Here is a 23,716-nt window from a genome sequence, read left to right as displayed (position 1 = left end):
ATGCCATACTTGGCAGCATCGCAATCAGGTTTTCTAAATCAGCGAACCGTCAGCAAACTGATACCGATGGCTAATAACAACACCGCAACCACGGATTGAACGCTAATCTGCCATGTTTTGAACGTCTTAGTGCGCCATTCCGCAATAATAATCGTTAACGTCATGACCAAGGCGACTACGACCATGATTAACAGTTGCAAAACCAGACTATCCATGTGAACACCTCTAAACTTCTAAATCAAAATAGGGATTAAGCTTCTTTTGAATATTGTGAATTTGAATGAGATCGATCTGCGGAAAGAGCCGATAGATAAACCCGGCGAAATTATCGCGATGATATTTGTAGTTCATCCGAGCCATCCGATGCTGCCGATTTTCGGCGGTAATCTCCCAAACTTCTAAATTGTAGTCCGCATTCTTAACGATACTGATATAAGTATGTTGATTGATCCAAACCACAGGATGCATTGTCGATTGTTCTAACATAACGAGACCCCTCCATCAGCAGATTTATCGATGTTGCAGCGTTACTGATCGGTGATACGACCACGCCCAAATAACGTGCAACATGCTTTGAGTATAGCAGAAAAATCGCGCAGTTGCGGTCTTGACTTTACCCCGTGAACACGTTATAGGAAGTTGCAGAAATGTTGATATATCAATGATCTGCCGTCAAAAATAAAAATATTTTCACGACTGAATACCAGTTTTTATTATGGGAACATTTGTTCGAATAGTCAACCTGAAATTTGGTTAAATGATGGCTGAGAAGAACCAAAAAACCTCACCGCATGTGGCCGATGAGGTTAAAACCGAATTAAATCAAGTTGAAATGCGCGAGTGCATTGGGAATGCCATGACTACGGTAGTCATCGGTTTGATAGTCAGCAACGGCAGCAACTTTAGGATAAGCATTACCCATCGCGATCCCGGTATCGGCTGCCTGCAAAAGGGGAATGTCGTTATACCCGTCACCGAATGCGTAGGTAGGAATATCGCGCAATGCGGGTTGATTCAGCAAGATGTTCATGCCAGTACCTTTAGAAATGCCGCGATTAACGACATCAAAGGTGTAATGTGAGTTACGGTAGAAGGTCATTTCCGGAAAATCCTTAATGAATTGTTGTCCGACTTGATCGCCGGCATCGGTCCAAGGTACAAACATTAGTAGCATGCAGACGGCTTCATGTTTGTAAAAATCGGGCTTAATCGGCGGCGGGGTTTGCCGCACCTGAGCGTAATTATCAGTGGTCAACTCATTGTGTCCCGTTAAGGCTGATTGGTCACTTGTATACATCGCGACCTGAATATTGCGGGCAGCACTAGCATTAAGAAACCGTGTCAGTTGCGGCTCACCGATCACGCTTTGGAAAATATGCTCGCCTTCCAGGAAAATATCACCACCATTTGCTGCAATGGCGCTTCGAACACCGGTAACGGCCATGATGTCATCGAGTTCGTAGTAGTTGCGGCCAGTAGCAATGACAGGCAAGACATGGTTGGCTTCGAGCGCTTTTAGTGCAGCAACATTTTCCGGCGGGACCTGTTTTTCATCATTCAGCAGGGTTTTGTCTAAATCAAAAAAGACAACAGCTTTGTACATAGTTTCCTCCATATATAAATTAAGATGATGGCCTCATTCTACCATGGATCTGCCTAGGTGTGAGCCGTGGCGGGTAAACAAACAAACCGCTTACACAAAAGCCGCGCAGACAGACAATTCAGCGCGGTGATTTAGGACGTTGAGAATCAGCAACTTCCTATTAAAGAAGCAGAAACAAAATTCGACCCCAGATAAAATTCTCCAGGGTCGAATTTTTAATGTTCACCTGCGCAAACTAATGTGGCCGCTCACGCCATTAAATGGTGCTGAATGGCTGATTATTTGTGGCTTAACTTACTTGCGGCAGCCTTGTCCAAGATAACGACAACATCTGGATGCTTTTGCAAAATAGATGCTGGCACGTCGTTGGTAACAGGGCCTTCGATCATCTTTTGCACGGCATCGGCCTTATTTTCGCCAAATGCCAAAAGCAAGATCTTTTTGCTCTTCATAATGGAACCAATGCCCATGGAGTAAGCATAGCGTGGTACGTCGTTTTCGTTTTCAAAGAAGCGGGCGTTGGCGTCAATGGTGCTTTGGGTTAAAGGTACCTTCCGGGTTTCGGCATCAAATGGTGAGCCTGGTTCGTTGAAGCCAATGTGACCATTGCGGCCAATACCCAAGACTTGAATGTCAATTGGGTGATCGGCAATCACTTTGTTATAACGCTTGGTTTCTTCTTCTGGATCCTTGGCAAGACCGTTTGGCACGAAGGTTTCCTTAAACGGTTTCTTGTCAAAAAGATGGCTCTTCATGAAGTAATGGTAACTTTGATCATTGTCCGGTGACATACCCACGTATTCATCCAAGTTAACCGAGGTCATGTTACTGAAATCAACGTCACTGTTTACCATTGCCTGATACATGGTGACCGGTGTGCTGCCAGTAGCCAAGCCAAGCACCTTGGCACCGTTGTCCATGCCTTGCTTAATCAATTCAAATGCGTATTTTCCTGCTTCTGTATCATTATCAAAAACTTTAACATCCATGATTGATATCCCCCTTATCTGGTCTAGTCCAATATAACACCATAAAATGCCGCTGTCAACAATGGTCTATACCTAATTTGCATTCTTTTAAAAATCCGGCGCTGTGGCTAAATCGCCATCGCATTGTAAACCAGATCACGAATGAGCGCGGCTTTATGATTAACGCTGGCAGTTGAAATAGCACTGAGATGTTCCTGACTTAGATAGAAGAAACTGATTTTTCTTTTTCAAAAAGCAATCCACAGGGCTTAATTGAAGGCGAGCAACAGCGTCTAGATTTAGATAACTTGTGAAACAGATAACGAACACTGTTACTATCTGACACGTATGATTTTGACCCACAAATAGTGCTGACGCGATTGATGCTGAATATTTGGCACAACTAACTGTGCCAAAGTAGCTTTTGTCAGCGATTACATAAAGCGGTTACAATAATCTTCGTAAACAAGGGAAAGGAGAGTGTTTGCTTTGGAAGCTAAATCAGCAAACACGCCGGCAACAGAGAAGAAGAAATTCAATCTGAAGGCCGGTATGCAATCATTCGGGACCAAGCTTTCCGGCATGGTGTTACCTAACATCGGCGCCTTTATTGCTTGGGGCCTCATTACTGCCATCTTCCTTAAAGGTGGCTGGCTGCCAAATGCGCAACTAGCAAAAATGATCACGCCAATGGTCACTTACCTATTACCATTGCTCATCGCTTTTTCCGGCGGTTCAATGGTAGCAGGTCACCGTGGCGGCGTTGTTGGCGCCATTGCTGCAATGGGGGTTATTGTCGGAACCAATGTCCCAATGTTCATTGGGGCAATGGTGATGGGCCCACTAGGCGGCTGGTGTATTAAGAAATGGGACGATCGGGTCCAAGACAAGATTCGCCAAGGTTTTGAAATGCTGGTCAATAACTTCAGTGCCGGCATTATCGGGATGCTATTAGCAATTGTTGGCTTCTTCTTAATGGGACCGATCATTTCCGGCTTGACTAACGCAATGGCAGCCGGCGTTGATTGGATTATCAATCATGGTCTGTTATGGTTAGCAAATATTTTCATTGAACCAGCTAAGATCCTGTTTCTAAATAATGCGATCAATCAAGGGATCTTAACACCGCTTGGGATTCAGGCAGCAGCTGAACATGGTAAGTCCATCCTGTTCCTGCTTGAACCTGATCCGGGTCCGGGGCTTGGTGTCCTGCTTGCATTTGCCTTATTCGGTAAGGGTGCGGCCAAAGGTTCTGCACCTTCAGCCATCATCATTCATTTCTTAGGTGGGATTCACGAAATTTACTTCCCATATGTTCTAATGAAACCGGCATTGTTCCTGTCAGTTATGGCTGGTGGTGTGACTGGGACGACCTTGTTCTCAATCTTCAATGTTGGCTTAAAGAGTTCGCCATCTCCCGGCTCCATCCTATCGTTGCTCGCGATGTCACCGGTTAATATCGGAAACTATATCGGCTTAATCGTTGGGGTTACTGGTGCCACTGCCGTTTCCTTCCTGATTTCGGCATTCATCTTGCGCCGCGATAAGGGTACTGGCGATGAGTTGGCAGCCAGTGAAGCGAAGATGAAGTCGATGAAAGCTGAAGCTAAAGGTCAGGATGTGGCTGCTGCTAAAGATGTCATGAGCCAGGCTAAAGGCATTAAGCAAATTATCTTTGCTTGCGATGCCGGCATGGGCTCCAGTGCCATGGGTGCTTCGATTCTTCGTGATAAAGTCAAGAAGGCTGGTTTGGATCTGTCGGTTACCAACACGGCCATTAGCAACTTGCAGGATAAGCCGGGACTCTTAGTTGTGACGCAAGAAGAATTGGCTGATCGGGCTAAGAAACAAACGCCTGATGCAGCACACGTCGCTGTTGAGAACTTCTTGAATAGTCCTAAGTATGATGAGATCATTGCTAGTTTGAAGGCTGAAGCAGTTGGCGGGACAGATGAAACCGCAACTAAAGAAACGCCAAAAGCTAAGCAGGAAACGCCAGAAGACGAGCTTAACGATATCGACTTCGATAAGATTACAGAAGTAGACTTCCTGCATCACGATCAAAATATCGGCTCGGCAACTATGGCACAAGCGACATTCCGCTCTGAGTTGCGAAAACTCAACAAAGACGTCAAGGTTCGTAATGTTGCGATCGGTGAGATTGATGATAAGGATCATGTCTTAATCATCGCATCGAAAGAAACTGCCCGGCGTGTTAAATTACAATTTGCCAATGTTCAAGTCTATACCGTGGATGGTCTTTTGAACGCGACGAACTATGATAAACTTATTGAGAAATTGAAATAAGCGAGGTCGAGTTGCGGCCGTCTGGGGCGAAAAACATGTTACTAACGAATCGTGAACAGGAAATGATCAGACTGATGATGAGCCAGCCCGCCGGCATAAGCCGCGACGAGCTGGAGCGACAGCTGGGTGTCAGCCGCCGGACCATTTACCGTGAGCTTTCGCAACTGGAACATGATATCGCAACGGTGAATTTGAAATTGGACAAAGGCAATGGCAGCTCGTACCGGATTGTGGGAGCAGCTGCTGATTTAGCCAGTCTATCTGCAGCCTTGTCACATCAACGGCAAGATCTCACCTTTGATCCCAGTCAGCGGCAGAGTGCGCTAACACTGATGTTGCTGACAACGGATGAAACTTTGACGATGACAGCCTTAGCTGATGCGGTAGATGTCAGCATTACGACGATTAAGCAAGATCTGGATATTCTCGAACCGGCGTTAAATGAATATCATCTTAAGCTGAATCGGCAAAAAGCAGCTGGTATCTGGATCGAAGGACAAGAAGGTGATATTCGCCGGGTTCTGGTCGGCGTCTTGAATGCTGAAATTAATCCGTATGTGTTCTTTCGCTTCCTAAACGATCCGCAGCAAGACTTTGATCCGGTGGCGAACTATTTCATTGAACGGTTACCGCAAGAAGAATTACTTGCTGCTAACACCGCACTGTCTCAGATTAAAGCTTTAGCGGATCTAAATGACAATCAACGTAAAGCAGTGCTACTAACGGTTGCAATTAATACACGAAGATTGCGTGAGGACCATCACGTTAAACCGCAGCAGCATTTTGATCAGGAACGACTGTTTCAGGATCAACAACTGGCGCTACAATTCCTAGCCGAGATGGATTCGACAATCCGCGAAAAAGTACGTGTCGGTGATTATCAATTCCTTGCCATCGAACTGAGTAATATTCGCGGCGGGTTGGCAGGCGAACCGGTTGATCAATTTGATTTAACCATCAACCTTGAAGTTCAGGATCTTATTCGGGAAGTAGCCCGATCATTTCCCGGGAAATTTTCCGGGAACCCACAGCTTTATTCCTCATTACTGGCTCATGTCCAACGAACGGCTGGAGGGGATTGGCTGTCTGGTGTCACAATGACCAATCCCGTACTTGCTCATTTGCAAGATGATTATTCTGAACTTTACCAAGCGGTTCAAAAGGCGGCTGACCATGTTTTCGGCCAAGGAGCCTTCACTGGCGACGCGCTTGCCTATCTGGTTTTATACTTCGCTTCGGTTTTGGATCACGCGCCAGCAGAAAAGCCCGTTGCGGTGCTATTGGTTACTAGTGATGGACCCGGAACCGGCAGCTTGATTGCTGGAAAGTTGCGTGTGCAGGTACCGGAAATCCGTAAGATTAAGATTGTTCAGGTGAGTGATTTACCGGAACAACAACTTGAACATTACGATCTGGTCCTTGCTACCATGCCGCTGCCGGGGTTTAAGCATCAGTACTTGGTGATTACTCCGATATTGGGACGCGAGGAAATAGCGGAAGTGCGCCGGCTTGTTCAGCGCGCCACACCTAAACAAGTGCGGCCGTTGAATCAACCGTCACTGGACCAAACAGTTACCGCCTTTGAGAGCCTAAAAACCATGGTGATGGCAGCAGATGGGTTACTACAACACTTTGCCGTCAACGACTTGAATGAGCCGGTCACCACGATTGCTGCTGCTATCGATGCGATGCTTGCTCGGTTACCGACCGTTGTCGTTGAACCGCCAATTGTCAAAGAAGCACTGTTAAAAAGATTGGAGTTAGCGCCGGTTGGCATCCCGAATACAGGTTTAGCAATGATTCACACGAGTAGTCGCGGTGTCACAACCCCATATATCGGGGCGTTTGATCTCAAAACAGCGATACCTTTAGCGGCAATGGACATGGGCACGATCCAACTGCAGCGGATTCTCCTGTTGCTGACGCCGAATCCTGTTCCACAAGAAACATTGACCCTCCTGAGTGCAGTTAGCGCCAAGCTAGTTGCCTCACCAGCGGACATACAGCTTTTTGAAAAAGGCCACTATAGTCAGTTATATCAAGTGATGACAGAAGTTTTTATGCACGAAATTCAAAAAATTGATCGAAGGTGACATGATGAAAGGACTTGACGTAAAGACGATCAAACTTGGTCAAGAAGCCAAGACCAGGGAAGAAGCCATTCGTCAGGCCGGCCAACTCTTGGTCGACAATGGCAACGTTGAACCGGGTTATATTGATTCAATGATTGATCGTAATCGTGACGTTTCAGTGTATATGGGTAACTTTATTGCGATTCCCCATGGCACTGAAGACGGCATGAAATATATTAAAAAGACCGGTATTTCGGTCGTTCAATATCCGTGGGGAGTTGATTGGTCGGATGATCCGGCTGATGAGAATCTCGTCACCGTTGTGTTCGGCATTGCCGGATTAAACGGCGAGCATCTCAAACTACTCTCACAAATTGCGCTTTATTGTAGCGATGTTGAAAATGTTCAAAAACTGGCCGACGCACAAACGCCGGAAGAAATCGTCAATTTACTGAAGGAAGTTGAATAAATCATGATGGAAGCAGTACATTTTGGTGCAGGTAATATTGGTCGCGGCTTTATCGGTGAAACGCTTGCCGCTAATGGATTCAAAATCAATTTTGTCGATGTTAACGAGACGATTATCAATGCGTTAAATCAGCGCGGGGAATACACCATCACTTTGGCCGCCCCGGGTGAAAAGAAAATTCATGTGGACAATGTTGACGGGTTGAATAACGCCAAGGATCCTGAGGCAGTTGTGAAAGCTATTGCCCAAGCCGACTTGGTTACGACGGCGATTGGCCCGAAGATTCTCCCGATCATTGCGCCGCTGATTGCTCAAGGTTTGCAAGCACGCGCGGCCGCTAACAACCACCAACCATTAGATGTGATTGCGTGTGAGAACATGATTGGCGGATCACAGTCGCTGAAGAAGAGCGTTTATGAACATCTTGATGACGCCGGCAAGACCTTTGCTGATACGTACGTTGGCTTCCCTAATGCAGCGGTTGATCGCATTGTCCCGCAGCAAAAACATGATGATCCATTAGCGGTTAGTGTTGAAGACTTCAAAGAATGGGTTGTTGACGAAAGCCAGATGAAGAACCATGATCTGAAGCTTAAGACCGTCGATTATGTGCCTGATCTCGAACCATACATTGAACGCAAGCTCTTCTCAGTCAACACTGGCCACGCAACCACGGCTTACACCGGCAAGTACTTGGGCTACAGCACGATCGGTGAAGCCATCAAGGATCCTAAAGTCTTCAATCAGGCCAAGGGTGCACTTGCCGAAACCCGCTCGCTGCTTTTAGCTGAATTCAAGAACTTTGATGAAAAGGAACTTGAGACTTATCAAAATCGGGTCTTGCAACGGTTCCAGAACCCGTATATTTCCGATGATATTTCGCGAGTTGCCCGGACGCCAATTCGTAAGCTTGGCTACAACGAACGCTTCATCCGACCGATTCGGGAACTGAAGGAACGCGGTTTGGATTACAGCGTCTTGATGGATACGGTTGGCATGATGTTCCATTATGTTGAACCTAATGATGCCGAAGCCGTTAAACTTCAGGCGATGCTCAAGGATCAGCCATTGGTAGACGTCATTAAAGAAGTAACCGGGTTAAAAGATGCTGCTTTGATTGATGAAGTTGAAGCAAGTGTTAAATCCAAGGATCGTTAAAAAACGGGCTTAAAATCAAACGATTAGACTGTCGGGTGACGCACCGGCAGTCTTTTTGCGTTAATATAGGAATAACCTTTTAACACGAGGAAATGGAGGCATTCGTTAATGGCAGATGAAGAGGCAATGTTGGCAAAAGTTCAAGCGAGCTGGGCGCAAACGGCTGCTCGGGATAAGGCACGGTACGCGGATGAACGGGTACCGGAAGATGTTCATTGGGAGACGGAATATCGGTACGAACAGTCGGCTGATCCGCAGCAAACCCTGAACCTGTACTATCCGGCCAAAAGACGCAACGCAACCATGCCGACCGTCATCGATATTCATGGTGGCGGGTGGTTTTATGGTGATCGTAATTTGAATCGTAATTATTGCCGCTATTTGGCTAGTCAAGGATACGCAGTGATGGGTATGGGCTATCGGTTGTTACCGGATGTTGATTTACGCGGCCAGATTCAAGACATCTTTGCTAGTCTGCGCTGGTTATCGCATTTTGGCCCTCAACGCGGATTTGACCTTGACCATGTGCTTTTGACCGGGGATTCAGCTGGCGGCCACCTGGCGTCCTTGGTTGCCTGCATCCAGCAGAGTGCGGAGTTACAGGAACTCTTTGGTGTGAGTCGGGTTAATTTCAACTTCACCCTGGTGGCGCTGGTTTGTCCAGTCGCCGAACCAAGTAAGCTTCCCGAAGCAGCCGGTGACATGAGCGATATGGCCGCGTTTTATCTGGACAAGTTAAGCGGCGGCGATCAGGCACTGGCCGATCACCTGAATTTCTCGCAGGTTGTCAAAGGCTTGGACCTGCCGCCGTTTATGCTGATTGGCGGGCAAAATGACAGCTTTTACTTGCAAAGCCAAGCCTTGTTGAAGGTGTTCGATGCTAATCACGTCACCTATACAACGAAGCTATGGCCGGCAAGTGCGGGGCCGCACCTTAAGCATGTGTTTAATGTTCAACATTGGGAATGGCCGGAAAGTATTGAGACGAACTTGGAGATGCTGCGGACGTTTGATGCGTTAAGCAAGCAGCAAGATCAAGCTGAAGAAAACGAATTTGAATAGTCTGCGGAAGTGGCAGTCATAGCAGCCACTCATCCGGCGATCTAAAAAGACTCAGAGGCGATCTGAGTCTTTTTAGATTAAAAAAACCGCGCAGTTTGAAGGCTACGCGGAGGAAACGGCAACGAAACTTAGCTACCACATGATGGCTATTATTGGGACTGCTAGCGCTAAAAGAAAATATCCAAAAATCGCTTCACGTGCGCTTGATAGGCCGCGGGGTTAATCCAGTAACTTTCGGCGTGGGCCGCACCCGGGACAATCCAGAGCGCTTTGGGACCAGCGGAGGCAGCGTAATTTTCGCGGCCCATTTTGGTTGGCACATAAACATCTTCAGCGCCGTGGATGACTAGTAATGGCAGGCGGTTTCGCGTTAAAGCCTGACGGACGTTGACCACGCGGAGAGGATAACCTAAGCGCCGATAATTGATGAAGCTGGCTAATGGTACCAGTGGCAACGGTGGAAGGTGGAATTGCTTCTTTAAAAGATAAGCCAGTTCCGTTTCAACATCCGTGTACCCGCAATCTTCAATTACGGCCTTGACCTGTTTCGGCAAACTCGGCTCGCCTGCGACCAATGAAACCGTGGCGCCACCCATGCTCGTGCCAAACAGCAATAACTGGGCATCGTTGCCAAGCCGGTCAAGAATGCGTTGCAGCCAGCCAAGGTAATCAAGCCGATCCAACCAGCCAAAACTGATGTACTCGCCATCAGATTCACCATGGCCACGATCGTCAGGCAACAACACATTGAAGCCCAAGTCGTAAAACATGTGGGCAAAGTTACTCATGGTAATCCCGGTGCCCTTATAACCATGACCGATAATCACCGCTTTTTGACTACCGGGATGCGGCAGCCAAAGTGCTTCAAGCCGCTGATTATCCGGAGCTGTCATATGCCAGGCTTCAATATGCCGCTGACTTTCAACCCAGTGGACATGACGGTAATATGATGAGGCGTATTTTTGCATGGAGCTACGGGCATCAGGAATGTAATTGATTCGCCGAAATGCATATTGGTAAAAACGCTCAGCAGTTGCTAAAGTGCCCGCTGACAACAACAGTGGGGTTGCAAGGCCGATCAAATGGCTTTGTTTCATGATAAAGAGCCTCCCATTTCCTAGTCTTGCAGTTGGATCAAAGCATGGCAAATGCTAAAGCGGACGATTGCCGAAGCCTTGCTTATGAATCTGCAAATATTCTGTTATTACTTTAACTCATTGCATAACCAGTCGCAATTTCTCGATTTATCTCGTATAATAACATTGCAAACCGTTAAATGTGAAAAAGGGAGAAATCGATGCACGAATTAAAATTATTCAGTCTCAATGGCAATCGACCACTCGCGGAAAAGATTGCGGCCGAAGTGGGTTTACCGTTATCGCCCGCTCGAGTGAATCATTTTGCCGATGGAGAAGTTCAAATCGAGCTGCCGGAAAGTGTTCGTGGTGCTGATGTTTATGTCATCCAATCGGTCTCTGATCCAGTGAATGAAAACTTCATGGAGCTCATGATCATGGTGGATGCATTGCGCCGCGCAAGTGCACACCATATTAACGTGGTCATTTCATACTATGGCTATGCGCGTGCTGACCGCAAAGCACGATCACGCGAACCGATTACTGCAAAACTGGTCGCCAATATGTTGGAAATGGATGGAGTCGATCGGATTGTGGCGGTTGAACTGCATGCCGACCAGATTCAGGGATTCTTTGACATTCCAGTTGACCATCTGAAAGCCCACCGGTTAATCGGCGACTACTTCAGAAAGCTGAATCTTGGCGATAATGTGGTCGTCATCGCCCCTGATCATAGCGGAACCAAACAGGCGCGGGCATTGGCAGAAGAATTACATACGCCAATTGCGATTGTCGACAAACGTGATCAGGAACACATCGGCGTGATCGGTAACGTTGAAGGGATGCACGCCATTGTGATTGATGACCTGATTGATACAGGTGATCGAATCGTTGACTCCTACAAAGCCTTAAGTGCAGCTGGTGCACTAGATGTTTATGCAGCTGCTACTCACGGCGTCTTTTCACGCGGGGCCGTTGATCGGATCAAACATCTAGGATTGAAGAAGGTTGTCATCACTGACACGATTCAACTCGATCCCAAGCATCAATTCGAAGGACTCGATCAAATTTCTGTTGGCCCGATGCTAGGCAAGGCCATCAAGTTGATCAACAGCAATCAGTCCATTCACGTTTTATTCTAACAACTTTTAAAAGGCGGCCGCGGCCGTCTTTTTGCATGTCAGCATGGCTCAAAGCAAGTCGGCAATACGCCATAGAAAAGTCTGTCGAAGGCGTCAAAATACCAAATTGAACGATTTTTCGCAAAAAAGTTCGCAAAACACTTGCGCCAGTAAGGGGTACATGATATTATATTTAAGTCGTGAAGCGCGACAGACATAAATAAATGGGTGGTTAGCTCAGCTGGCAGAGCAACGGACTCTTAATCCGTGGGTCCAGGGTTCGATCCCCTGACCACCCAGAATAGATAAAAAAATCACGATTTGTAAGTATAAAATATGCTTGCGGGTCGTGATTTTTTTTGTTGCTGAAGTGAATAAACATTTTTGCATTTAGTCGGTGACACTACTGGATTTTTCTTCTGGAGTGTCGATGAGTCAATGTTTGACGAAGACGAAATCGAAGCAGCGGCGGAAGTATAATGATGATATCAAAGGTTGAACTAACTTTTTAATAAATTTGGAGGTTTACAGTCATGGTGAAACGATTGTTGAGTGCCAGTACCAGTGAAGTCATGCAGTTTAATGGGCAGCAGTTAAAAGAAAGCATCAAAGCCAGCGAAGGCCGAATAATTGTGAGTGAAAATATCGTGACGCAAGAGAATCTGGATAGCATTACGACGGCAGAAATTGCGGCTGCTTTTGGGGCGGATATGATTTTGTGTAACCGGTTGGATGTGAATGATCCGAAAATTTTCGGTCTTTATCCGGGTGAACGGCATCTTGCTGCTGCGCCTAAGCATGATGGCAAAGCGAGCATTGACCGATTGAAGAAATTGGTTGGGCGGCCAGTGGGGATTAATCTTGAACCGATTGGCGATCATCCTAACATGATGGAACAACAGATTGCGATTTTACCCGGCTGTACCGCAAGTGAGGCTGTCATCAAAAAAGCAGAAGCAATGGGTTTTCAGTTCATGGTTCTAACCGGGAATCCGGGCACGGGGGTCACTAATGAAGCGATTATCCATAGCATTACCGTGGCCAAGCAATACTTCAGCGGCTTGATTATTGCGGGTAAAATGCATGCTTCCGGAGTTGATGAACGGATCATGACAGCAGAAACGGCCAAAGACTTTATCGAAGCAGGAGCCGATGTGATTTTGGCGCCAGCAGTTGGCTCAGTGCCGGGATTTGACGAAGCCGATTTAACCGAAGTCGTGAAAGTGGTTCATCAGTTAGGCGGCTTGGTCATGAGTGCGATCGGTACTAGTCAGGAAGGCAGCGGCAGTCGGGTGTTGCAGGCAATGGCAATTCGCAACAAAATCTGCGGTGTCGATATGCAACATGTCGGCGATTCCGCTTGGGGCTTTGAGTCGCCGGTCAATAATTTATACGCCGTCAGCAAAGCAATTCGTGGGGAACGGCATACGATTCAGCGGATGGCGCGGTCGATTAATCGCTAATCACAGTAGCTTGTGTGATGGAAAAAAGATTACCGTACTGGCTGCAAAGATGTAAGCGTAACTCGTCACTTGCTTTTTGAGATATAAAATTTCCTGAGTAAGTGTTAAGATAAAGCATCTTGGGTAATTGCAGGCGAAACCCAAATCAAACATTGCCGGAGATGTGAAAGGATTTAAAATGCGAATTAACGTTTTGCAACACACTCCCAATGAAGGTCCGGGGGCTATTAAGACTTGGGCAGATTTTTACGGACATGAGCTTTACGTTTACCATCCTTATCAATTTGACGGCACATTACCAACCGCTTCTGAAACAGATTTGTTGGTTGTTTTAGGAGGACCGATGAGCCCAAATGACGATATTGATTGGATTAAGGCGGAGCGTCGTCTTATTAAGACACTGTTGAGCCAGCATAAACCAATCTTTGGTGCTTGTTATGGCGCGCAACAAATCGTAAAGACGATGGGCTATCAAGTTAGCAAAGCACCGGCTAAAGAGGTTGGTTGGGCGCCTGTACATCTACAAACGCATATGATTCCCGGTTTACCAGATTCGTTGCTGGCTTTGCATTGGCACGAAGAAATGTTTCAAGTTCCGGATGAAGCGACGTTGTTATTCAGTAATGAATTGTTAAAAAACCAAGGCTATTTACTTGGTGATCATGTAATTGGTTTACAGTTTCATCTGGAACCGCAAGCTGATGATGTTCGCGAAATAGCAATTAACGATGCGGCTTATGCTTTAGACGATAACGCTTTACATCAAACGGCCGCAGAAATTATGCGCGTCGATCCACCAGAGGCTAACCGCTTAGCCATCTTCCGTATGCTGGATTTCATAACTACGCCAACAAAATAGAACTTGAAAGAGTCGTCTCAGTGAAGAGGCGGCTTTTTCTTTAAGGATTGACTACCGAGCTGTTTACTTCTCCTTTTTAAAGATAAATTGTACACTATTAAATAACGGGGCGCAGCAGATCAGAATGCGTAGGCCAGCTGTTGACTGACACAAGTGAAGGGCAGTGAAAATCATGCACGAAGACCTGGGGAGTTATGCTTATGTTCAGCGGGTGTATAACGCTAATATGCGCTTGGCGGCTTATAAATTACCGCGAACTGCTGAAAATGGAACCGTGACTTTAATTGCTGACGAGCTCATCAACTTGACCATGCAAATTGAAAATGGCCGCGTCAAGAAGATTACGATCATCGCGACCAATCCGCGCTCATCGGTTTACATGCAGGTGTTTGAAGGGTTTGAATTCGGCTTCAATGCGGTCAGTACGTGGATTCAAAATTATGAAGAAACAACCCGAACACATGGACCTTCGCAAGGTGTTGTGAAAGGAATTTTGGCTGACTATAACACGACCAAGGACAATGTTTTGACCGTGAGTCTGACGCGCGTGTCAGGCAAGGCACCAGAGTAATCTGGCTGATACGGACGCCGATCTTTAGTTGCGAAAAAATAAGGATCGCCAAATAAGTGGATTTTAAAAATAACGAATCGGCGCGAGGCAGCGTTTTTTGCGTCTTGGCAAAATTAAAGCCAGCAAGTGAGCTTTGTTTTTGAAATCGGCTTTTAATCATGCTAATTTGAAGATGATACAGCGGAAAATGATTCGCCCGGTTGCGTGATGATTATGCACAAATGTTTTATCTTTTTATTGCTGGAAGTTATTACAACCCTTTAATAATTTTGTTGGGAGCTTAGCCTTAAATTGAAAGGAAAACAGCCATGAAAATAACATTTATCGGTGTTGGCGATATGGGTAGTCAGATCGTGCCGCATTTGGCCCAGGCTGGTTATGATGTCGTGATTTGGGACAAAGAACCGGCTAAAATGACGGCACTGACTGGGGACCATGTTCGGGCGGCGACCTCACTGGAAGATGCGGTGACCGCTTCTAAAATCATTATCACGTCGGTCATGTCAGCTGATGTGCCAGCATTGCATATCGGGACGGTAGATGACCCGGGAATTGTCAATTATTTACAGCCGGGCAGCACGCTGATTGTCACTTCAACATTGGATCCTCGAAAAATCACCGCGATTCAAAGTGCCATGCCAGCACATGCGACTTTGCTAGATGTGCCGATGATCGGCGGGGTGAAATATGCTCGTGAAGCCAGTCTGGTGCTGATTGCAGCTGGTGACAAGCAAGTGGTAGAGACAGTTGCGCCGGTTTTGGAGACCTTTGGCAAGATCAGGTATGTTGGTGACCAAGGCAACGGCGCTAAGCTAAAGTTGATCACCAATGTTGCGATTATGGCAGCCGAAGCCGGTATTCGCGAAACCTTGGATTTAGCTGATGCATACGGCATTGACTATGAAACCACGCTCGAATTGTTACAGATGGGACCACTTAAGCCAGTCGTACTCCGGGCGCTAGACGAAAGCAATCCGCGGCCACTCAAAGACTCGGTTGCTGATGAAGTCGAATTAGACAACGCGACCAAGGAATTTGTCGACTTGCCAATCGCCACGGCGGCCATGAAACGCTTGCAAAAAGCGGTTGATTCAGTTGACGGCGAAGCGAAATTTATCGATATTACTAACAAGAAGACGGCGCTGCCAAAAGCTTCGGAATAATCATGATATATCGCAAAAGGGACAACTCTTTCACGCAAAGGGGGTCTCTTTTTTGGTTGTATCAATGCTTAAAGTGAATCCTTGGTATAAAAGTTCCTGATCGTGACGTTGACCAGTTCCGCACTTGCAAACGGTTTATGTTCAAACAGGTGTAAAAGAACCCTTTTTCTAAATCAAAAAAATAAAAAGCCCCGGCCATTTCATTTTGACCGTTCGGCTTAAGAGAGCTCATCAATTCTGATCGTGGGTTTTTATACTGACTAAAGCTCCATTTATTATTAGTGACACCAAGGGTATAAGGAACGACAAAGTGTTTGTTTTCAGCAGATAAAACGTTATAAGGCAAAGAATGATGATTAAAAGAGAGGCAACTTTTGAGAAGGAATAACCTGTATCGCCATTTACTTGCTTAACAAACCCCAAATTTCCATAGATGATGAGGAAGGAACTGGCCGCGACTAACTCGGGTTTTTGAAATATGCCACCGAATAGAAAGAAAATGTAACCTAAATTCAGAGAAACTGCGACCCCAATAGATTGGAACGGTAATGAATGCCTTAACCACATGAATACACCCATAGCTGAAGAAAACAAGTACAGTTTTAGAGCCTTCGTATTAAGCAAAGGTTTTCTCTCCTATCATTTTAAAGTGTCATTCGAAAAAATTGAAGGTTTGAGTGCATTTATTAATGTCAATAGCCTTGCCAGCTTCACTATAGCTTAGTGCTCAGGAGAGTGTTTCTGCATACCGAGATTTAAAACAACTGATCCCAAACTTTACTTGTCATCACTGTAAAGGGTGTTCTTCGCTTTTAGTGAAATGCTTGCACGTTGACGACATTTTGCGGTGTGCCTTTGAGAAAGGCCGTTAGATTAGCAATCGTGAGTGCCAATAATTTCTCTCTGGTTTCATAGGGAGCCCAAGCGATATGTGGTGTTATATAACAATTTTTAGCGGTTAAGAGGGGATTGTCCGGTTGAATGGGTTCCTGTTGTGAGACGTCCAGTCCGGCAGCAGCAATTTTTCCCTGGTTTAATGCCAATGCAAGGTCATTTTCATTGATGAGTTTACCGCGGGCGGTGTTAATGATGATCACCCCTGGACGCATTTGTTCAATTGTTTCACGTCGAATCAGATTAAGGGTTTCCGGTGCTTGCCGGACGTGCAAACTAATGATATCAGCGGTAGTGAGTAATTCCTTTAGACTAACTTGCTGGCTCATTTGATTGTCATGCGTTTTGGGCCGCCGATCATAGAAAACTACCTTCATTGAAAATGCATGGGCAATGGAAGCTACTTTTTGAGCGATTCGGCCATAGCCAACTAATCCAAGGGTTTTCCCCGCTAATAAGGTCAGCTTTTTTGCCCAGAAAGTAAAGTCGGGACTCGCTTCCCAACGGCCTTCATGAACAAGTCGATTGTGAAGCCCGACATGACTGGTTATCTCTAGGATGAGGGCAAAAGTGAATTGAGCGACGGCATCGGTTGCGTAGATAGGGACATTGGTCACAGGAATTCCTCTGGCACTTGCTGCCTCAACATCAATCACATCATAACCGTCTCCCATGACACCAATATATCTAAGATTGGGCGCCTTGCCAATAATCGCTTTAGTCAAAGGTGTCTTGTGCGTTAAAACGATCTCTGCATCACCAATTCTAGCTAGGATTTTCTGCGTATCGTTGACCGGTGTGCGATCGTAAAAATGACATTCCCCGAGCTTCTTTAAAGCACTCCAATCTAAATCGCGGTTCAATGCATAGCCATCGAGTAAAACAATCTTTATCATCTATAAAACTCCCTCGTATAAATACTTCCTTGATATCGATCTAGTACTTTCACGGTGAGTGTGTTTCACGTGAAACTGCCATGAAATCATTTTTGGAAAATCCTGAAATTTCTATAACTTTCAAACTGATAGCGGTGGATCACTGAAAAGAGATATTATACTGAAATCAACATATCTTGATTGTACGACTTAGCTAGATCAAACGGGAGGAAACACTTGAAAAAGAGGAATTTGGTGGCAATATCAGCGATGATTGGATTAAGTGTTTTGTTGACAGTCAGCTCGATTGCGATGAGCCTTTATGGTCCAAAGAATAAGCGTGATCCTGGGGCCGATGCAGAGGGCTTTTCAATCAAACTGCCTCGGCATTTTGAAATCACAAAATCCGGCGTTGGGCCTTTTCTAATCGAACGGATCCCACAAAAACGCCAAACGACCACTGATGCCAACACGCTGCTTTATCATGTGCAGGCAGCGGGCTGGAATCGCCGAATGTTGGTTGTGAAGTCAAAAGAAGATCATAACTATGATTTTCGAAAGTCTGGCATAAATGGTAAAGGCTATGCATTAATCGATCTGAAAACAGGTGAACATAGCTGGTATCGCACGTTGAAAGGGATGCAGAAGAAGCATCCACAAACGCACCAGATTCAGGTGCAACCGTTAGATCGTTATCATTGGCGGGCATCGGCACAATCACAGAAGACTAAGGACGATCCGGTCATCACATCACGGGTCTTCACTAACATGGTCACGGGTCACTAATCAGTAAGTCAGCAAGCATCGTCAGTGGCCAAAAATAAGTCAAGAAGCACCTCGGCCAATATCAAAAGCGTTAACGCGATCAACTAGTTAGTTTGATTGACGTTAACGTTTTTTATGTGGCCACGTTATAGAAAGGCACTGCGCTAACCTCCAATTAGCCGTACTGAAGATTTCCGGATTAATTTACGACCGCATCGGCAATGGCGCTATCACCTGATAAGTCTTGAATGGACGGCCGGTCTTGCGGTAAATCGTATCACTTTTCAGAAAGCGATGATCCTCCAAAAAGTTTAGATACTTTCGAACCGAGACGTGCGATAAGCCAGTTTCAGCGGTTAATTGTGCGACCGTAAAAGATGATGGCAATTGTTGAATTGCGGCTTGAATCATTTTCAAAGTTGCTTTGCTTAGACCTTTATCCAAGTCGCGAATGGAAGAAGCGTGCGTGTGTGGTTCTAAATAAGCATCGAGTTGACTTTGATTCAATTGCTGACTGACCAGCGCTTGATTTTTCGTTTTAAAACGCTGGATGCTTTTTTCGAAGCGTTCCATCGTGAAAGGTTTGATAAGGTAATCAATGACACCCAGATGTAAGGCGTCATTTACGATTTCGACTTCATTGGCTGCGGTGATTAAAATAACATCAACCATTTGCTTGGTGCGGCGTAGTTCGGTTAAAAAGTCGATCCCATTACCATCTTTCAGGCGAATATCCAGAAGAATGAGTTGAATCGAACGGCTTGCCAGCAGTTTTTTGGCCTCGGCAATGGTCTCCGACGAGTAAATCGTCTCAAAAGTACCAAGCTTTTCCAGATAGTTGCGATGAATAAATTGCACCATGGGATCGTCTTCAACGATGAGAATGTTGGTCATTTTTTGCCTCCTCGTGGTAGTCCACCACCAAAGTCAACACAAGTGGTTCGGCTGGACTTAGGGTGGCTGTGCCATGCAAATCAGAAAGTAATTGTTGGAAGTAATCTTGATGAATCACTGACAACAACGCGTTACGGCTAAGCGGTTGTGCTAGATGATAGGTGATGGTCAGTTGGTCCTGAGCATAATCGAGCTGAATCAGAATGGTCGCAGGCAAATCTTGCTGTAAAAGACCAAAGTGCAGATAACGGCTGAGGGTTAAAAGTGATTTAGTTTCGCTAACATTGGGATTGGCAGGCAGTTCTGGCACGATTTCAAAGTTGAGCGTTGTTTTACGTTCCGCAAATTTCTCGCGTTCGCCAATCATGAACCCAGCTACGAGCGGATTTTTTACTAACAATGCGAGGCGATTAGCAAATTCTTGTTCCGGTTTCAAAAGGTCTTGTAAATAAATCGCCAATTCATCGTACTGTTTGATCGAAACCAATCCGTAAATAACATGCAGCTTGTTCATAAACTCATGGGATTGGCTTTGCAGTGCGTTGGCATAAGCTGTGGTGTTCGCCAGCTGATCGGCAACGAAAATAGCCTCAGTGGCGTTGCGTAAAAAGATAACGTAACCGATTTTTTGCTTCTTCACGATAATTGGTGCGGCTGAGAACAAATAATCCTGACCATCTTGCTGATAAAACTGCTCGGTCTTGACCGTCAGCTTAATGCGTTCCGGATGGGCAATTAAAGTGGTTAACGGCCGGCCAATAAATGCTTGTTCATGAATGAGGTGGCGCTGCAGTTTGCTGGCAGCTCTATTAACTAGCACAATCGTCTGGTTGAGATCCACAACAATTACCGGATCTTTGGTTTCTTCCAGCATGGCATTACGTTCCTCAAGCAACCGAGCAATTTCTTTAGGCTCAAGATCGTGTAGTTGCCGCTTAATGTAATAAGCCACCAAAAAGGCGATGAGGATGCCCATAACGATGCCGACTAGTAATGCCAAGCGAAAGCCGTTTTGGGAGTTATGAATGAGCATTTGTAAGGCCGTGACTTTAATGCCGAGTGCCACTACCCCAATTTGTTTGTGGTTTTGGTACACAGGAACAAACCCACGTAAGGAGCGCCCTAGGGTTCCGCGTTGCACGGAAACATAGGCGTGTCCCTGCAAGGCGCGAACCTCATCCCCACCTCGAAAATGGCGGTTAATCTGCTTTGGATCAGGATGGGTGAGGCGAATCGCTTGCATGTTCATGATGACAACAAAGTCGAGTTTGAAGTTTTTGGCAACAGAATTGGCGTAAGCGCGCGTTGCCGGATCAGCCTTATTGGCCTTAAGCGCAGAAATGACACGTGGTTCTTGAGCCAATTGGCGGCCGACTGACAGTAAAAGTTGACTTTCACGCGTCTCGAACTGCTGGCGATTTTCCAATAAGGTGAAGCCATAGACTGTGAAAACCGTCACTAATAAAGTTGAGGTGAAGATGAGTGACAGCCAACTCCAGAGGCGCCATCCTTTTATTTTCAAGCCTTTCACCTTCCTCCGTCAGAAGTTATTGTTTGTGAATCACTCAATAATGGCTTAAATAAATGCTTTGATGCTTAAAAAAGTTAAATAATCTTCACTCTTTAAAGCGCTTACATTATGCTGCGGATAGTAAGAGTCCTAAGGGGGGAAAAGAAAATGGCGAGTAAAACGGGAACACCTAGCGCACCGGAGAGTTCACAAAGTAAGTGGATGGCGATCAGGATTGGTTCCGTGCCGTTGCCAGTTTATCTGGTGATGGCCATGGTGATCATCCTTGCCGGCGCGATGCAGCAGCTGCCGGTCAATATGCTTGGTGGCTTTGCAGTGATTCTGACGATGGGCTGGTTGTTAGGGACAATTGGTGCCAACATTCCGGTGGTTAAGAATTTCGGCGGGCCAGCCATACTGTCGTTGTTAGTCCCATCGATCCTTGTGTTTTATAACGCCCTGAATCCGAACGTGTTAAAAGCAACTGACATGTTGATGAAGCAAGCAAACTTTCTTTATTTCTATATTGCATGTCTAGTCTGTGGGAGCATTTTGGGGATGAACCGCAAGATCCTGATTCAAGGGTTGATGCGGATGATTATTCCCATGATGCTTGGCATGATTCTGGCGATGGGTGTGGGCACTTTGGTTGGCGTGTTATTGGGTCTGGAGTGGAAGCATACGTTGTTCTTCATTGTGACGCCGGTTTTGGCTGGCGGCATCGGGGAAGGCATCTTGCCGCTGTCTCTAGGATACAGCACGATCACAGGGACGACCAGCGGCGCGCTTGTGGCTCAGTTAATTCCGGCAACGATTATCGGTAACTTCTTTGCCATTATGTGTTCAGGTTTATTGAATCGGTTGGGAGAGAAGCGTCCGGAGTTATCGGGGCAGGGACAGTTGGTTCGACTGAATGGGGCAGAAGATGACTTGGCAGACGCGTTGAAAGACGATACGGGACCGCTTGATCTAAAAATGATGGGTGCAGGCGTCCTCACGGCATGTACCTTGTTCATTTTAGGGATGTTGTTGCAATCCGTGACTGGCTTTCCAGGGCCGGTTTTGATGATTGTTGCCGCGGCGATTCTGAAATATGTCAATGTCATTCCGGGTGAAACCCAACGAGGCGCCAAACAGTTATACAAGTTTATTTCCAGTAATTTTACGTTTCCGTTGATGGCGGGATTGGGTTTACTATACATTCCGCTAAAAGATGTTGTTGGCATGTTGAGTTGGCAATATTTTATCATTGTTATCAGTGTGGTGCTCACTGTGGTTTCCACCGGTTTCTTCGTAGCGCGGTTCCTGAACATGAATCCGGTTGAAACGGCTATTGTGACGGCTTGCCAGAGCGGGATGGGCGGTACTGGCGACGTGGCTATTCTCAGTACGGCGAATCGGATGAACCTGATGCCATTTGCTCAGGTGGCAACACGCTTGGGTGGCGCGATTACGGTTATTTCAATGACGGCGATTTTGCGGATGATCTTTTAAATCGACTAGTTTCGAAACTTAAGGAGGATGATTCACATGGCAAAGAAGGATTTTAATCAACTTGCGCTAGATCAAGCAAAAATAAATGGCGGAAAATTGAGTGTGGAACCGAAAGTACCAATTGAGACGCGCGATGATTTGAGTATTGCGTATACTCCAGGCGTCGGGGCAGTTTCTTCTGCTATTGCCAAGGATCAGTCGCTCGTTTATGACTTAACCACTAAGAAAAATACGGTTGCAGTTGTCAGTGACGGTTCGGCGGTTTTAGGGTTAGGCAATATCGGTGCCGAAGCTGCGATGCCGGTGATGGAAGGAAAAGCCGCTTTGTTCAAACGGTTTGCTAAGGTTGATGCCGTGCCGATTGTGTTGGATACGCAAGACACTGAAGCAATCATTGCTGCGGTTAAAGCCATTGCACCAACATTTGGCGGGATCAATCTTGAGGATATCAGTGCGCCGCGGTGTTTTGAAATCGAAACACGGCTCATTGATGAACTCAATATCCCCGTGTTCCATGATGATCAACACGGCACTGCGATTGTGGTGCTCGCCGCTTTGTACAATGCCTTGAAAGTAGCGGATAAAAAGATTGAAGACATTCGCGTGGTGGTTAATGGCGGCGGCTCGGCGGGGCTATCCGTTGCCCGGCGATTCTTGGCAGCCGGGGTCAAACACATCATAGTGGTGGATAAGGTGGGCATTTTAGCTGAAAAGAACGCTGATCAACTGCCACCACATCATGCGGCGATTGCTAAGATAACGAATCGCGAAAACCGCACCGGGACGTTAGAAGATGCCTTGAAAGGTGCGGACGTCTTTATTGGGGTATCGGCGCCGCACATTCTCAATCCGGCGTGGATCAAAACAATGGCGCCCAAACCGATTATTTTCGCCATGGCCAATCCGGAACCGGAGATTTTCCCGGATGAAGCGTTGGCGGCTGGTGCGTATATTGTCGGAACTGGGCGCAGTGATTTTGCAAACCAGATCAACAATGTGCTCGCTTTCCCAGGCATTTTCCGCGGCGCTCTGGATGCTAGGGCACGCAAAATTACAATTGACATGCAGATTGCCGCGGCTAAAGGAATTGCCAGCTTGATTCCGGATGATGAATTGTCAACCACGAATATCATTGCTAATGCGTTTGACGGGGATGTTGCTGAAGTGGTAGCAGAAAGCGTTCGGGACGCAGCAAAAGCAACAGCGAAAGCCTAGAAATCAATTTAGAAGCTTCCTTACAAGGTCGATGACGATTGCGTACGGGGGCTTTTTGCTTGGCGTTATCTATAAGAATTAAGACATTAGGTGAAAAAAGAATTTGTCGGCGTAGTTATAGCTGAAATGAACGTTAAATGCCGAAATCCCTACGTTTAAATGTTGTTGGATCAAATG

Annotated in this window: 21 protein-coding genes and 1 tRNA gene; 14 read left to right on the top strand and 8 right to left on the bottom strand. The window is 46.2% G+C overall.

What is annotated here, in order from left to right:
• Positions 1-38 precede the first annotated feature (38 nt).
• From EL173_RS14845 to nagB, 4 genes are all read right to left on the bottom strand, one after another.
• On the bottom strand, positions 39-215 hold the full coding sequence (locus EL173_RS14845; protein ID WP_005685725.1) for a hypothetical protein: 177 nt from the start codon (positions 213-215) through the stop codon (positions 39-41).
• Between the two features lie 10 nt (positions 216-225).
• The gene (locus EL173_RS14840) at positions 226-486 is read right to left on the bottom strand and encodes a hypothetical protein (protein WP_005685727.1); all 261 of its coding nucleotides are present in this window, start codon (positions 484-486) and stop codon (positions 226-228) included.
• Between the two features lie 331 nt (positions 487-817).
• Positions 818-1,603 carry a Cof-type HAD-IIB family hydrolase gene (locus EL173_RS14835; RefSeq protein WP_014571731.1) on the bottom strand — a complete coding sequence of 262 codons (786 nt, stop codon included), beginning with the start codon at positions 1,601-1,603 and terminating at the stop codon, positions 818-820.
• A gap of 278 nt (positions 1,604-1,881) precedes the next feature.
• The gene (gene nagB, locus EL173_RS14830; RefSeq protein WP_005685729.1) at positions 1,882-2,592 is read right to left on the bottom strand and encodes a glucosamine-6-phosphate deaminase; all 711 of its coding nucleotides are present in this window, start codon (positions 2,590-2,592) and stop codon (positions 1,882-1,884) included.
• Between the two features lie 468 nt (positions 2,593-3,060).
• On the opposite strand from nagB, the gene EL173_RS14825 reads away from it, so the two are divergent.
• From EL173_RS14825 to EL173_RS14805, 5 genes are all read left to right on the top strand, one after another.
• Positions 3,061-4,878, top strand: a complete 1,818-nt coding sequence (locus EL173_RS14825; protein WP_014571730.1) for a PTS mannitol transporter subunit IIBC — start codon at positions 3,061-3,063, stop codon at positions 4,876-4,878.
• Between the two features lie 35 nt (positions 4,879-4,913).
• On the top strand, positions 4,914-6,971 hold the full coding sequence (locus EL173_RS14820; protein ID WP_005690479.1) for a BglG family transcription antiterminator: 2,058 nt from the start codon (positions 4,914-4,916) through the stop codon (positions 6,969-6,971).
• Between the two features lie 4 nt (positions 6,972-6,975).
• Complete coding sequence (locus EL173_RS14815; protein ID WP_005685732.1) at positions 6,976-7,419, top strand: PTS mannitol transporter subunit IIA; 444 nt, start codon at positions 6,976-6,978, stop codon at positions 7,417-7,419.
• A 3-nt stretch (positions 7,420-7,422) separates the two neighbouring features.
• Positions 7,423-8,577, top strand: coding sequence for a mannitol-1-phosphate 5-dehydrogenase (locus EL173_RS14810; protein ID WP_005690481.1), 1,155 nt, complete (start codon positions 7,423-7,425; stop codon positions 8,575-8,577).
• A 108-nt stretch (positions 8,578-8,685) separates the two neighbouring features.
• Complete coding sequence (locus EL173_RS14805) at positions 8,686-9,639, top strand: alpha/beta hydrolase (RefSeq protein WP_005685734.1); 954 nt, start codon at positions 8,686-8,688, stop codon at positions 9,637-9,639.
• A 167-nt stretch (positions 9,640-9,806) separates the two neighbouring features.
• On the opposite strand, the gene EL173_RS14800 is transcribed toward EL173_RS14805, so the two are convergent.
• Entirely contained in the window at positions 9,807-10,736 is a 930-nt protein-coding gene (locus EL173_RS14800) for an alpha/beta hydrolase (protein ID WP_005685735.1), read from the bottom strand.
• A gap of 200 nt (positions 10,737-10,936) precedes the next feature.
• Here EL173_RS14800 and EL173_RS14795 point away from each other — a divergent pair, with 200 nt between their 5' ends.
• The 6 genes from EL173_RS14795 to EL173_RS14770 all read left to right on the top strand — a co-directional run bounded on the left by EL173_RS14795 (position 10,937) and on the right by EL173_RS14770 (position 15,892).
• A complete protein-coding gene (locus EL173_RS14795) occupies positions 10,937-11,857 on the top strand; it encodes a ribose-phosphate diphosphokinase (protein WP_005685736.1) in 921 nt (306 codons plus the stop codon).
• A gap of 205 nt (positions 11,858-12,062) precedes the next feature.
• Positions 12,063-12,135 (top strand) — tRNA-Lys (locus EL173_RS14790).
• A 234-nt stretch (positions 12,136-12,369) separates the two neighbouring features.
• Positions 12,370-13,299, top strand: coding sequence for an HAD family hydrolase (locus tag EL173_RS14785; RefSeq protein ID WP_005690529.1), 930 nt, complete (start codon positions 12,370-12,372; stop codon positions 13,297-13,299).
• 178 nt (positions 13,300-13,477) lie between these two features.
• Positions 13,478-14,158: a type 1 glutamine amidotransferase gene (locus EL173_RS14780; RefSeq protein ID WP_005714251.1), complete on the top strand. Its 681-nt coding sequence runs from the start codon at positions 13,478-13,480 to the stop codon at positions 14,156-14,158.
• Between the two features lie 172 nt (positions 14,159-14,330).
• Positions 14,331-14,729, top strand: a complete 399-nt coding sequence (locus EL173_RS14775; RefSeq protein ID WP_005685739.1) for a hypothetical protein — start codon at positions 14,331-14,333, stop codon at positions 14,727-14,729.
• 308 nt (positions 14,730-15,037) lie between these two features.
• The gene (locus tag EL173_RS14770; RefSeq protein WP_005690533.1) at positions 15,038-15,892 is read left to right on the top strand and encodes an NAD(P)-dependent oxidoreductase; all 855 of its coding nucleotides are present in this window, start codon (positions 15,038-15,040) and stop codon (positions 15,890-15,892) included.
• Between the two features lie 812 nt (positions 15,893-16,704).
• Here EL173_RS14770 and EL173_RS14760 read toward each other — a convergent pair.
• A complete protein-coding gene (locus EL173_RS14760; protein ID WP_024129619.1) occupies positions 16,705-17,679 on the bottom strand; it encodes a D-2-hydroxyacid dehydrogenase in 975 nt (324 codons plus the stop codon).
• Between the two features lie 252 nt (positions 17,680-17,931).
• Here EL173_RS14760 and EL173_RS14755 point away from each other — a divergent pair, with 252 nt between their 5' ends.
• Complete coding sequence (locus EL173_RS14755) at positions 17,932-18,447, top strand: hypothetical protein (protein WP_005690541.1); 516 nt, start codon at positions 17,932-17,934, stop codon at positions 18,445-18,447.
• A gap of 183 nt (positions 18,448-18,630) precedes the next feature.
• Here the strand turns inward: EL173_RS14755 and EL173_RS14750 are convergent, their stop codons facing one another.
• A complete protein-coding gene (locus EL173_RS14750) occupies positions 18,631-19,320 on the bottom strand; it encodes a response regulator (protein WP_005690542.1) in 690 nt (229 codons plus the stop codon).
• On the bottom strand, positions 19,298-20,842 hold the full coding sequence (locus EL173_RS14745) for a Spo0B domain-containing protein (RefSeq protein ID WP_014571729.1): 1,545 nt from the start codon (positions 20,840-20,842) through the stop codon (positions 19,298-19,300). The genes EL173_RS14750 and EL173_RS14745 overlap by 23 nt, the downstream gene beginning before the upstream one ends.
• A gap of 156 nt (positions 20,843-20,998) precedes the next feature.
• On the opposite strand from EL173_RS14745, the gene EL173_RS14740 reads away from it, so the two are divergent.
• Positions 20,999-22,324 carry a 2-hydroxycarboxylate transporter family protein gene (locus tag EL173_RS14740; RefSeq protein WP_014571728.1) on the top strand — a complete coding sequence of 442 codons (1,326 nt, stop codon included), beginning with the start codon at positions 20,999-21,001 and terminating at the stop codon, positions 22,322-22,324.
• 36 nt (positions 22,325-22,360) lie between these two features.
• Entirely contained in the window at positions 22,361-23,539 is a 1,179-nt protein-coding gene (locus EL173_RS14735) for an NAD(P)-dependent malic enzyme (protein ID WP_014571727.1), read from the top strand.
• Positions 23,540-23,716 lie beyond the last annotated feature (177 nt).

It is taken from the genome of Lacticaseibacillus rhamnosus, from assembly GCF_900636965.1.
GTDB classification, from domain to species: Bacteria; Bacillota; Bacilli; order Lactobacillales; family Lactobacillaceae; genus Lacticaseibacillus; species Lacticaseibacillus rhamnosus.
This window is presented reverse-complemented; position numbering and strand designations above follow the sequence as displayed.